General features: G+C 38.4%; 10 protein-coding genes and 2 pseudogenes. All 12 read right to left on the bottom strand.

Annotation, left to right across the window (positions count from 1 at the left end):
• Window positions 1-13 precede the first annotated feature (13 nt).
• Window positions 14-760, bottom strand: coding sequence for a sugar phosphate nucleotidyltransferase (locus tag LH47_RS03520; protein ID WP_043964793.1), 747 nt, complete (start codon window positions 758-760; stop codon window positions 14-16).
• Window positions 761-786: 26 nt separating this feature from the next.
• The gene (locus LH47_RS03515; RefSeq protein WP_043964792.1) at window positions 787-1,707 is read right to left on the bottom strand and encodes a transketolase family protein; all 921 of its coding nucleotides are present in this window, start codon (window positions 1,705-1,707) and stop codon (window positions 787-789) included.
• Window positions 1,704-2,495, bottom strand: coding sequence for a transketolase (locus LH47_RS03510; protein WP_235341035.1), 792 nt, complete (start codon window positions 2,493-2,495; stop codon window positions 1,704-1,706). The genes LH47_RS03515 and LH47_RS03510 overlap by 4 nt, the downstream gene beginning before the upstream one ends.
• A 2-nt stretch (window positions 2,496-2,497) precedes the next feature.
• A complete protein-coding gene (locus tag LH47_RS03505) occupies window positions 2,498-3,682 on the bottom strand; it encodes a class I SAM-dependent methyltransferase (RefSeq protein ID WP_043964791.1) in 1,185 nt (394 codons plus the stop codon).
• Window position 3,683: 1 nt separating this feature from the next.
• The gene (locus tag LH47_RS03500) at window positions 3,684-4,754 is read right to left on the bottom strand and encodes an NAD-dependent epimerase/dehydratase family protein (protein ID WP_052585007.1); all 1,071 of its coding nucleotides are present in this window, start codon (window positions 4,752-4,754) and stop codon (window positions 3,684-3,686) included.
• 3 nt (window positions 4,755-4,757) lie between these two features.
• Complete coding sequence (rfbH, locus tag LH47_RS03495) at window positions 4,758-6,122, bottom strand: lipopolysaccharide biosynthesis protein RfbH (RefSeq protein WP_043964790.1); 1,365 nt, start codon at window positions 6,120-6,122, stop codon at window positions 4,758-4,760.
• A 15-nt stretch (window positions 6,123-6,137) separates the two neighbouring features.
• Window positions 6,138-7,196, bottom strand: coding sequence for a CDP-glucose 4,6-dehydratase (gene rfbG, locus LH47_RS03490; RefSeq protein WP_043964789.1), 1,059 nt, complete (start codon window positions 7,194-7,196; stop codon window positions 6,138-6,140).
• A 4-nt stretch (window positions 7,197-7,200) separates the two neighbouring features.
• Window positions 7,201-7,977, bottom strand: a complete 777-nt coding sequence (rfbF, locus tag LH47_RS03485; RefSeq protein ID WP_043964788.1) for a glucose-1-phosphate cytidylyltransferase — start codon at window positions 7,975-7,977, stop codon at window positions 7,201-7,203.
• 17 nt (window positions 7,978-7,994) lie between these two features.
• Complete coding sequence (locus LH47_RS16360; RefSeq protein WP_161792572.1) at window positions 7,995-9,596, bottom strand: glycosyltransferase; 1,602 nt, start codon at window positions 9,594-9,596, stop codon at window positions 7,995-7,997.
• Window positions 9,597-10,618: 1,022 nt separating this feature from the next.
• Window positions 10,619-11,671 (bottom strand): annotated as a pseudogene (locus tag LH47_RS17195) (glycosyltransferase); the annotation flags it as partial.
• A 13-nt stretch (window positions 11,672-11,684) separates the two neighbouring features.
• Entirely contained in the window at window positions 11,685-12,299 is a 615-nt protein-coding gene (locus tag LH47_RS03470) for a hypothetical protein (RefSeq protein WP_235341034.1), read from the bottom strand.
• 223 nt (window positions 12,300-12,522) lie between these two features.
• Window positions 12,523-12,666 (bottom strand): annotated as a pseudogene (locus tag LH47_RS15010) (UPF0236 family protein); the annotation flags it as partial.

Raw genomic sequence — 12,666 nt, 5'->3', positions numbered from 1 at the left:
TACGTCACCTTTTTTAATTTTTCATGTTTTTATTAAACCATTGCCCGAAATCAATATCTTTCGCTAGCTCATTTGCCCGCAAATAAGATGCGTGCGTCCCCGCATCCGTCCACCACCCTTGCAATACGTCATATGTTAATTCATTGCGAGCAATGTAAGCATTATTTACATCAGTAATTTCTAGTTCTCCGCGGGCGGACGGTTTTAGTTTGCGTATAATATCAAATACGCTTGGATCATACATATAAATGCCCGTTACCGCATAACCGCTTTTCGGCTTTTTCGGTTTTTCCTCAATGCTTTTAATTCGTTCGCCGTCTAATTCAGGAACACCAAAGCGCTCTGGATCACTCACTTCTTTAATTAAAATTTTCGCGCCCGTCTGTTGTTTTTTAAAATTTCCTACATATGGGACGATGCTGTCTGAAAAAACGTTATCCCCTAAAATGACTGTCATGAGATCATTACCAACAAACGCTTCACACAGCCCAAGCGCCTGTGCAATGCCGCCTGCTTGATCTTGTACTTTATAAGTAAACTGAACGCCAAACTCCGAACCGCTTCCAAGCAAATTCACTACATCCCCCATATGCTCACGCCCAGTGACGATCAAAATATCGCTCATTCCTGCTTCTTTTAGCTTGTAAATGGCGTGATAAATCATTGGATATTTGCCGACTGGAAGTAAATGTTTATTTGTCACTTTTGTGAGAGGATACAGACGCGAGCCTGTCCCTCCCGCGAGGATGATGCCTTTCATATGATTAAGCACCTCTTTATTTAACTTTAGAATCCAATAAATGACTGAATAGTCTCCACAATTTGTGACTCACTCAATCCAAATTTTTCTCTAATATATGCCTGGCTACCGACAAAGTGCGAATATTGGTCTGGGATCGCTATTCGCTTAAATTTTACCCCCCTGCCACTTTCCGCAATTTGTTCAGCCACAATACTACCCAAACCACCAATAATATTATGCTCCTCTAAAGTAATAATTGGAAGTTCACTGTCAATTAACTCTGCCACTTTTAGGTGATCAAAAGGTTTTAGTGTATGAAAACTAATAAGTGAACATTTTACTCCTTGGCGTCTGAACACTTGAGCAACTTTATATCCAACATCTAACATGTTGCTTGTTGTCAAGATGGCAAACTGATCTCCTTCATGAACGACAACTGATTTTCCAATTTGAATTTCCGTATCATCAGGATGAATTTGTGGCTCACCGCTTTTAGCTAAGCGAATATACATCGGTCCTTGATACGTCACACTTTCTTGCACAATCCCCTTAACTTCCAACGGGTCTCCAGGGCAACAAACCGTCATATTCGGTAGTGCTCTCATAACTGCAATATCCTCAATAGCATGATGAGTAGCGCCTGCAGACCCATAGGAAAAACCGGCACCCACTCCGACTAATCGCACTTTTGTATTCATGTAGGCAACATCGATCCTTACTTGTTCAAAACAACGCATGGTTACAAAGGGAATAATACTATATACGTACACTATTTTTCCAGATAGAGCTAAACCAGTTGCTACACCTACCGCATTTTGCTCAGCGATCCCAACATTTAAGAATCTGTCAGGAAATTCTTCAGCGAAAGGCTCTAGGACTGAAAAACCTAGATCTGGGGTAATTAGAAATATATTCGGATTTTGTCTTGCCTCTTTGATAAGAGATTCAATAAATGTTTTTCTCATAACGCGCCTTCCAGCTCGCTTCGCGCCAATAAATATTCATCTTTGTTTGGGGATTTGTAGTGCCACTCCAACTTATTTTCCATGAAAGACACTCCCTTTCCTTTTATCGTATGAGCAATGATTGCTTTTGGCTTATCGGAAGGTCGTTTTAATTCTTTTTCTAATTCATCGACATTATGACCATTCACTTCTATCGCATTCCATCCAAAAGCAGACCATCTTTCATGTAAATTTTTTTGATTGATCACTTCGTTTGTTTCTCCAAATCCTTGAAGTTTATTATAATCTATAATTGCCGTCAAATTAGCCAACTGAAGATGAGAAGCTAACATAACGGCCTCCCATACGCTTCCCTCATTACACTCTCCGTCCCCAAGTAAAACATAAACGTTGCTTTTTTGATTTGCTATCGCCATTCCTATCCCAATAGACAACCCATGTCCAAGTGATCCGCCCGAACATTCTATACCCGAAGCAGATTTCATATCTAAATGACCTGGCAAACTTCCACCGTCCACATAATATTCTTCTAATTTTTTTTTATCGAAAAATCCCCTTTCACCTAAAGTAGCATATAAGGCTACACTACCATGAGCTTTACTCAGAATAAATTTATCATCAACTACTAAGTCAAATTGAGTTCCCCTAATTTTTAAAATTCGGAAGTATAACGTGTACAATATCTCAACGATTGAAAAACACGATCCAATATGTGATGAACGAGATGTATACATCATGTCCAATATCGATTTTCTAATATTTTTAGTGATTTGTACATCTTCCATCATCCTCACCCCTCTTTGATCGATACAATTTCCCCGCTGTATTTGTATTGATTCCTCAGCAACTCACTAATTTCCTTTTCGTAAGACGTTGCAAAAATAGCAATTGCATCTGGAGAATGTTCTTCTATTAACTGGGGTGGAACGATCTTACTGCCTATGCCGTTTAACGTCTTTCCATGCAACAAAGGATTGCTATCATATATGTACGGTATATTTTCGTTTGTTAAATTCGAACATCCTAAAATAGTAAACGTCCGATGAGATGCACCAAATCCGTGAACTATCTTATTTTGTGCATTCATCCGAGAAACTTTATCACTCAAAAGAGTATAGTATTGGTCGTATGCATCAAAAAATGACTTTATTTTGCTACGATCCAATTGCCTTTCTTCTTTCGTGAAAACATTTCCAGTTTCACCTTTCTTGTACACGCCGAAAATGGCTCCGCCATGAATATCGACACATTTCATGTACACAGGGGTCAGAGAGACTTTCGAAAGCAAATAGTTTAGTGTTTGCTCTGAAAAGTAATTTAGATGTTCATGAAAAATATTCGAGTAATTTTTCTGAATAATCATCTCGTTTAGGCTAGGTACTTCCACAATAACAATTCCATTTTCCTCAAGAACCTCATCGATAAGTTGCACAAACCCTTCTAACTCATGTATATGTTCTAATACATGCCTAACAATAACGCAGTCGTACTTCGTCCTTGAGTCATTTACGTATTCTCTATTAAAAAATCTCGGTTCTAAATTCACTTCAAATTTCCTAGCATCTTCGCATAGCTTATGGGAAGGCTCCACTCCGAATATTTCATTGCCACCAAAATCCCTTAAATATTTGAGCAACACACCATTGCTAGCACCTATTTCAAAAATACGCTTGCTCTCTAATTTAAACACTTCAACCAACTTCCGAGCCACCCATATCAAATGCTGCTCATAAGACAATGCTGAATTACCAATAAAATGGTACTGTTCGTATATAGAAGGATTGATCGTTTCCCTTAGCTGCACTAATCCACATTCATCACATAGTACGACTGTTAACGGTACATTTACGTGATGATGATCCGAATAAGAGTCAAAATATATACCTGCAACGGGTAATGACTTATTATGATATAATTCATCTAATTTCGTACTCCCACAAAGGCGACAATGTTCTGTAACATGATATTTTTTCATGCTAAACTTTCCTTCCCTCATTTTTTAGCATCCATTTTAAAACTCTCCTAATCCCTTCCCTCAAGTCAACATCTAAAATCGGAGCAAGAGCTCGCACTTTCTCAATGTTTGGACACGATATATTCGGACTTCCAACGAGATGAGAAGGCACTTTACCTCTAATTTTCACTTCTACGTTTTTCTTTAAGATTTCTTTCCCTTCCTCAGAAACAATGTCAGCTAGCTCCTTAATAGAAACGAGCTGATCGCTACCGATGTTGTAACATTCTCCGATATTCCCCTTGAAAATGACAGATAATATTTGGGAAATAGCAGTAGCAATATAACAAAATCCTCGCTTTGCCATGCCATCACTCAATATTTCAATGCTTTTCCCTTCCATCATATTATTTATAAAATCAGCCCAAACCCTACTATCATTTTTTTTAAATCCCGGTCCAAACACATGAATTGGGCGAATGATTTTTACAGGAACGTTGTATTGACGATAATAAGTTAAACATAATACTTCCGCAAATTTTTTTGATTCTACATAACACCCTCTCGGATGTAGGTGATTACTTCGCCCCACATAATCTTCTGGTGTAGGAACAACTTCTGGGTTCCCGTAAATCTCTCCGGAGCTAACATACAAGAAACATTTCAACTTATTACTATCTACTGAATGCCTTAAAAAGTAATCAGCTCCTTTAATATTCGAATAAATTGTACCGATTGGGTCACTTAAATACGCTTTAGGGGCAGCATTAGATGCGGCATGGATAACATAGTCATAATCCGATAAATTCGGGATACAAAACTCTTCACTCAGATCTGCTTTTAGAAACGAAATATAATCTTTACCATACATCCATCCGATGATTGGATGTTCTTCAATATTCTCCGTTCGGTGAACAACTGTTATTTCAATTTCACTCGATTCTCTCTGCTCATTTATCCATCCAAGAAATGCAGCCAAATACCCGCCGATAATTCCCGTACCTCCAGTAATCAGCCATTTAGTTCCGCGAAAATTTTTACAATCTACATAAGAAAAGATATCCGAAAAATCCTTCTCTACAATTTCATCCATTGTTTAAGCTCCACCTCGCTGTGAGACAAAATCATAAAATTTTTTAATCACATATTCCAACATTTCTTCGGTCAAACCTGGATAAACACCAATCCAAAACGTGTTATTCAACACGTAATCCGTATTTTTTAATTCTCCAACTACTTTGTAGCCACTTCCCTCCATGCGCAACCCGTCAAAACACGGATGTTTCAAAATGTTACCAGCAAACAACATTCGTGTTTGAATTCCATTCTCCTCTAAATAATGAATTATCTCTTGTCTCGTAAATGGAGCATCTTCTCTTACTGTAACTAAAAACCCAAACCAACTTGGATCAGAATTTTTTGATGGCTCTGGTAAAATGAAATATCCTTCTAATCCTCTTAAGGCATCCCTCAACTTCGCCCAATTATCCTTTCGCTTCTCCACAAAATAAAGGATCTTGTCAATTTGTGCGCAACCGATCGCTGCCTGCATATCAGTCACTTTTAAGTTGTAGCCGAAATGAGAATATGTGTATTTGTGATCATAACCATAAGGCAGTTCGCCTAATTGTTGATCAAATCGCCTGCGACACGTATTATCTTTTCCAGATGGACACCAACAATCTCTTCCCCAATCTCGAAGCGACTCAATAATCCGTTTTAGTAATGCGTTGTTCGTATACACAGCTCCACCTTCGCCCATAGTGATATGATGAGGAGGATAGAAGCTAGAAGTTCCAATATCCCCTATAGTACCTGTATAGCGCCAGTCACCTTTATAAAAATACTTTGATCCGAGGGCGTCACAATTATCTTCTATGAGCCACAGACCATGGCGATCACAAAAGTCTTTAACGACCTCCAAATCAAAAGGATTTCCTAATGTGTGCGCAATAATGACCGCTTTCGTCCTCTCAGATAGCGCTTCTTCCAACAACGAGCAATCAATGTTATAAGTAGGTAATTCGATGTCAACAAAAACAGGCACTGCCCCATATTGTATGAGCGGAGCAATGGTTGTGGGAAAACTACACGCAACGGTGATTACCTCATCTCCCCGTTTCACTCTTCTTTCACCTAAAAGTGGAGATGTTAGTGCCATAAAGGCTAACAAGTTCGCTGATGAGCCTGAGTTAGTCAAAGAACAATATTTAACACCAAGAAACTTTGCAAATTTCTCCTCAAATTGTTTTGCATATCTCCCTGTTGTCAACCAAAAATCGAGCGAAGAATCAATAAGATTTATGATTTCCTTCTCATCAAATACTCTTCCTGCATAAGGAATCGTGTCACCTTCTTTAAATTTTGCTTCATTTTTTACTCTATGAACTTCTTGATAATACTGCACTGCTGCTTCAATGACTTTTTTTCGTAACAACGTTTCTCTTTCATTAAAGTCCATTATTATTTTCACCCTCTAGTTGTCACTCATATATTGATTTATTTGCTTCAAACATACAGTAGAAATATCTCTTCCATCCACATACCATTCAAACCATTCGATTGTCTTATCGAGGGATTGCTCAATTCTCCATTTGGGCTTCCAACGTAATTTTTCCCTCGCTTTGGACCAATCTAACCTCAAATAGTTGGACTCAACGAATCCCTCATCATCACTAGCAATCATATAATTAATCCCATCCCTCCATTTTTGATCAATGTACTGAACAATCCATTCTACTGTTCGATCATTTTCCTGCGGACCAAAATTCCATGCCCCGCTATAATCTTTTCCATGTACATACATATGTTCCGCTAAAGTCAAATATCCGCCCAAAGCTTCTAAAACGTGCTGCCAAGGCCGAATTGCATTAGGATTCCTAATAATGAGCTTTTCCTGATTCATAATCGCCCGAAAACAATCCGGAATTAACCGCTCTTTCGCCCAATCTCCTCCACCTATAACATTTCCAGCCCGAGCAGTAGCAATCGATACACGTTCACACGTAGAGAAAAAAGAAGCTTGATACGCTTGGGTAACGAATTCAGCACACACTTTGCTGCTAGAGTAGGGATCTCTACCTCCGAGTGAATCAATTTCACGGTATGCCCAGACCCATTCTTTGTTTTCATAACATTTGTCTGTCGTTATATTAACAACCACTTTAACAGATTCACATTTTCTTACACATTCTAACAGATGGACTGTTCCCATAACATTTGTTTCATACGTTTCTATTGGATTGCGGTAAGATTCACGTACTAATGGCTGTGCAGCCAAATGAAAAACAATATCAGGCTCGAACGATAACAAACTTTCCTCAAGTTGAGCATAATCACGAATATCACCGAAATAACAATCTACAGAGCGATCTAAACGCGCTAAGTAAAAGAGGGAGTGAGACTCGACAGGCGGCAACGCATATCCTCGAACAATTGCTCCCATACTATTCAACCAAAGAGAAAGCCAAGATCCTTTGAAACCTGTATGTCCAGTAATAAATACTTTTTTTCCATTCCAAAACTCTTTTCTCATCTATTCACCTCCATACTTTCCAAGGAGCTCTACCACTATCCCATAATTCCTCTAGATTTCTTTTGTCTCTAAGAGTATCCATTGGATGCCAAAATCCCTCATGTTTATAGGCTACCAACTGACGATCATTTGATAAATCTTGTAACGGTCCTTGCTCAAGCACAGTATGATCTCCTTCTAAGTAATCAAATACCTCTGGTTCGAAAACAAAAAAACCAGCGTTAATCCAATGACCATCTCCTTTCGGCTTTTCCTGGAAACCAACAACTTCGTTATATGGTGATAACGACAACGCTCCGAACCTTCCAGCAGGTTGAACTGAAGTAACTGTTGCATATCTTCCGTGATTTCGGTGATAAACTACTAATTCTTGAATGTTTACATCTGACACTCCATCTCCGTAAGTAACTAAAAAGGGCTCATTACCAATATAAGGTTGGATTCGCTTAATTCGTCCTCCCGTCATTGTGTGAAGCCCAGTATTGACAAGCGTGACCCTCCAAGGCTCAGCGGAATGATGATGTATGATTTGCTGATTATTGTTTCTAAAATCAAATGTCACATCCGATTCATGCAAAAAGTAATGAGCAAAATATTCCTTGATATAGTATCCTTTATACCCAAGACAAATAATAAAGTCATTAAAACCGTAATAAGAATACAATTTCATAATATGCCACAATATAGGCTTTCCACCTATTTCTACCATTGGTTTTGGTCTCAAATGCGATTCTTCACTAATTCTCGTCCCGAAGCCACCTGCTAGTATGACCACTTTCATAATTGTTTGCTACTCCCTTATGAATTTTGTTGGTAACCTACTTCTTGGCGAATTCTCTCGAAAACGGCTTTAGCTTCTTCGAAATACGGTTCGTCCTTATAATAATTAAAAAATATTTGATCGAAATTCTCCAGACTTACTGGAATATTATTTTTTAAAATGTAGCGATACCAATAAAAAATAGTTGTTTCAAGCATTTTCTTCTTTTCTTCCCTGATTGTCTTTGAAGTAATATGTGAAATTGGCTCTCGACCCTTGAAATAATTTAAAATGTCGATATAATTTTTCACAAAAACTTCCCCATAATTATATCCACTTATATCATTTCCTTCTTGAGTAAAAATCGCATCACGAATAATACAAAAGTGTGGGTTTTGTTGTAAAATTTTATACTGAATATAAACTTGGTTAATGAAACTCCCTATAAACAATGTTGGATCCTCGATATTCAAATAATAATCTTTTCGGAACATGACGGATGACATAAAGGTACAATATATAGACGTTTCTTTACAGTATTCATCCAATCCCTTCCCTAAAATCACATCTTTTTTATCCTTCAAAACTTCCATGAAAAACAGGGAACATTGTGGGTGCTTATCCACTATTTGAGTAATGCGTTGCAAGGCTCCTTGCTTAAAATAATCGTCATCCCCATGCAAAAAGATGTAAGTACCAGTCGCTCTCTTAATACTTTCAATAATATTTCTCTCTGATCCGATGTTCTCTTGATTTCGGAAATATTTTATATTAGGATAACGTGCAGCATAAGCCTTCACTATCTCTTCGGTACGATCTGTTGAGGCATTATCAGAAACAATAACTTCTACTAATTCCGAATCTACTTGTGTGACAATAGAGATAATGCTTTTTTCTACTTCTTTAGCTCGATTATATGTTGGAATACATATTGAAATGAGCGGACGATCCTTTTTCCTTAACAACGGTACGGATGTTGATATTAAATATGTTTGGCAAAACTTCTCGCGTTCTTTATCATACGCTGTCCCTAAATGAATAACTCCACAATCATGTAAGCACCAAGGAGTTTCTTGTTTAGGCACGACAACCTTATATCCTCTCTTTATAAACTCTAAACTGTGGGAAGCATCATAAAAATGCCACCCCCTAAACACGTCTTCACGCCATGGAAGATCATATTGAGTAACCATAATGAGTCCATCAACGATCTGAACTGATGCAAAATCTTCATCAACTTCCCTAAAGCTAAGCAACTTCATTTTCCCGGTGTGACTATCGTACACTTTTCCTACCTTCGCTTCACTTTCCCACCATACACCGCTAAATGGGATTGATTGTGCTCCAGCAACACCGATCATCCCTATCTCTTTATCCGAACTGAAAATGTTTAAAACATCGCTTATAAAATGTTTATTCACAATAAACACATCTTGGTGCAAATACACTTTATATTTCGCATCTGTTTTTTTCATCCCTTCGTTATACCCAGAAGTGATGCTTTTTGCTCCTTCAATTGCTATAATTTCGATTTCGTATCCGTCCGGCACGTGAAGCGATCTCACATAACGGACAGATTCCTCATATAACTCCCGATTATTGACGCAATAAATAAATGCAACTTTTTTATCATTCATCATTCAAACTCTCCTCTTGCGATCTTTAACAGCTCCATCACTTGCTCATCAGGATGTTGAACTTTTCGTAAAAATGTTTCCGCTAGTGCATGTTCCCCATAAGTAAGAAGCACATATCCTAAGTTATATAACGTATCCTCATTTGTCGGCTCTTTTTCATAAGCGAGCTGCAAATATGGCAATACGTGGTCATGCACTCCTTGTTCAAAACACGCGATCGCAATGCTTTGAAGCACTTTTACTTTATGAATGATGCTCGTATGAATCACTTCTTTAATGAACGGCTCATCAAATTCGCCGCAAGCAAGTCGATCAACCAACAGTTGCTTTGCCTCATCAACATCGACATCAAACTCGAGACGACGCAACAAAAATGTAAGCTGCTGCGCCTTTTTCAATGATTGTTCGTTAATTTCCTCAAACAACTTTCTCACTTCATCATCTGGTTGGCGAATGAATGACAAATATCGATTCGCCAGCTCCTTCTCACCATAAGAGTTCAACACAAAAGCTAAATTGTATAACGTATCTGTATCATCTTGACATAACTCAAACGCTGCTTGTAAATAAGGTAAAACGTGTTCATGATAGCCATGCGCAAAATTTTCGATTGCAAGTTCATTTAATAATTCAACCGCATGATCTATTGTTTTTATTATATCGACCACTTCGTTAGTAGAAAAACGATGTAACTGTTGTAAAACATGGTGGCGGTCTTTTTTACATACGAAAGCGTCAATGAGTTTCCTTATATCCTCATTTTGCTTATAAGCGCGTACAACAAACGATTTTGGCACAAGTGAAAATTGAATATCCTCTCCATACAAAGCTTTCAGATGGTTGACTAATCGATGTTTGTCATCGTCTTCTGAAGTGGCTAAGCCTCTAACAAACATCAATAGCGAATGCCGTTTAAACAAATCACCTAATTGACCTAAGCTATATACATTGTGACGTTCAAATGGATTCTGTCCAGCGATCAGTTCTTCAATCACTCGGAAATGCCCTGCATTTTGCACATGAGCAACAAATTGCCCATTCGGCTTGAGATGTTCAACAACAAACCGAAGCAAGTCATCATCTAAAGCGAACGCACGACTGCTATATAAAATAACGTCAAATATTTGTTTCTTTATCTCACAATCATCCAAGTCATTCGCCACGTATGCACAACGTTTGGCTTCTTTTATCGCAAATGCATTTTGTTCTACACCGTACAACGTAGCATGTGGGTACTCTTGTTTCATTTTCAACAACGTTGCTCCTGCACCGCAACCGATATGCAACACATTGACACTCGTTTGGCGATCAATTGAAATTTGATTTAGCATATCCGTTTCTATGTCATACGCTTCCGCATCAACGTCCCATTTTTCTTCGAATTTTTTTTGATTATCTCGCAACAACTTCGAATAACCGCTGCCATCATCTTTCCATGATACGCTGCCATAATGGTGGATAAATGTGTCTTTACATAGTATTAAACGATAACCAGCTTGTCTCAAACGAACAGAGTAATCGTCATCTTCAAAATTTCCCGGTGTAAACCGCTCATCGAGCAGCCCTACTTTATCGGCCGCTTCTTTTTTGATGAGCATGCAAAATCCAATCAATTTTAACCTTTCTTCCCATTTATTTGGGTCTAAAACATTATATTGGGAAGCGAACGCGTGCATTTCATTAATCGACGTATAGCTTACTGGAATCGCAGAATAATAAGCAGCAGAATTTGTAACCGGTCCGACCGCCCCGATGTCATCTGCGCTGTGTAAGCAAACTAGCAAATGATCAAGCCAATTCTTTGTAACGATGACATCGTTATTTAATAAAAGAATGTTCTCTCCCGTTGCGACTTGTATTCCTTGATTACATCCTTTTGGAAAACCAACATTTTCGTTGTTAAAAATCGTCCGTATATCTTTTTGTGATCGTAACCATTCCACTGTTCCGTCTGTAGAGTGATTATCCACGACAATGATTTCATACGTTCCTTCTCTCGTATATTGGCGAATACTTTCGATGCATTGCTTCGTATAATCTAACTTATTATGAGTTAGTATGATGATGCTTGTTTTCATTTTGCTTCCCCTTTTATTTTTCTTTCTGCTTCAACCATTCGCTGTCCGGATATAATTGTTTCGCTTGTTGAACGATTTTTCTTCTTTCTTCACTCATCCCACATATATCCATCAGTTCGATGACATATTTATACAAACGAAAATCGTGATGACCGAAGCTAATCGCTAATAGACCGTACTGCATCGCTTCCACAATCTCATTTTTTGCTACTAACGCTTCCATCACATTGACAAACGCACCCGCATCCCAATCGTTCATATTATCGACTGAACGATATAGTTGGAGCGCTACATCCATAAATTCATAGCGATGAAGCAAGTGTGCGATTTGAATATGAACAGATGGGGCAAACCGATTTTTCAAAGCAAGAAATTGCTCAAACAGCTCGTACTCTTTTAGCTGAATCGTTCGTTCGAGTAAAAATAAGTAAAACATCGATTCAGGTGCTTGTTCATGCTCATTCAACATAAACAGCAAAAACTCTTTCTCTTTTTGATCGGAAACAAGATGAAGCAACAAACGAACGACATCCAATTGATTCGTTTTGAATGCCAAGACTAATAAATCGTAAGAGTCTAAACTGCCCGAACGAACATACGTCTGTAAATCGGCCACAGAACTTTTCAATATTTTCTGTAAGGCGTCGTCATAAGCATTTTGTAACATATTTGCTTTAATTTCAAATCCACGTTGAATGACGAGTCAGTCAAGACTTTGTGGAGAACATTTTTTCGGTTCACTACGGGTGTTGTCAATCACTAGTTAGCGAACCATTTTCAGGAATTGATATCGTAAGCGCTTTTGGACTCTCATCCCTCATCTTGAAGTGATGATATTGTATTCCATTTTTTTACACCCAACCAAAATCCCGAAGCGCCGACAACGCTTGATGGATCGGCGTCCCGGATGACCGCTGCAGACACGGTAGATTCTGACGCACCACATCTGCCCACAACCGTCCTGCCTTCCGTTTGGCCTGTTCAACCCGCTTGGA

Origin of the sequence: Anoxybacillus thermarum, from assembly GCF_000836725.1 — a bacterium.
Classification (GTDB): Bacteria; Bacillota; Bacilli; order Bacillales; family Anoxybacillaceae; genus Anoxybacillus; species Anoxybacillus thermarum.
Note: the sequence above shows the minus strand (reverse complement) of the source record. Positions and strands in the feature narration are given on the sequence as shown.

What these genes read in the sequence shown, in the direction of transcription:
- LH47_RS03520 (WP_043964793.1), bottom strand. Translation starts at nt 760, where the DNA reads ATGAAAGGCATCATCCTCGCGGGAGGGACAGGCTCGCGTCTGTATCCT.
- LH47_RS03515 (WP_043964792.1), bottom strand. Translation starts at nt 1,707, where the DNA reads ATGAGAAAAACATTTATTGAATCTCTTATCAAAGAGGCAAGACAAAAT.
- rfbF (WP_043964788.1), bottom strand. Translation starts at nt 7,977, where the DNA reads ATGAAAGTGGTCATACTAGCAGGTGGCTTCGGGACGAGAATTAGTGAA.
- LH47_RS16360 (WP_161792572.1), bottom strand. Translation starts at nt 9,596, where the DNA reads ATGATGAATGATAAAAAAGTTGCATTTATTTATTGCGTCAATAATCGG.
- rfbG (WP_043964789.1), bottom strand. Translation starts at nt 7,196, where the DNA reads ATGAGAAAAGAGTTTTGGAATGGAAAAAAAGTATTTATTACTGGACAT.
- LH47_RS03500 (WP_052585007.1), bottom strand. Translation starts at nt 4,754, where the DNA reads ATGGATGAAATTGTAGAGAAGGATTTTTCGGATATCTTTTCTTATGTA.
- LH47_RS03505 (WP_043964791.1), bottom strand. Translation starts at nt 3,682, where the DNA reads ATGAAAAAATATCATGTTACAGAACATTGTCGCCTTTGTGGGAGTACG.
- rfbH (WP_043964790.1), bottom strand. Translation starts at nt 6,122, where the DNA reads ATGGACTTTAATGAAAGAGAAACGTTGTTACGAAAAAAAGTCATTGAA.
- LH47_RS03510 (WP_235341035.1), bottom strand. Translation starts at nt 2,495, where the DNA reads ATGATGGAAGATGTACAAATCACTAAAAATATTAGAAAATCGATATTG.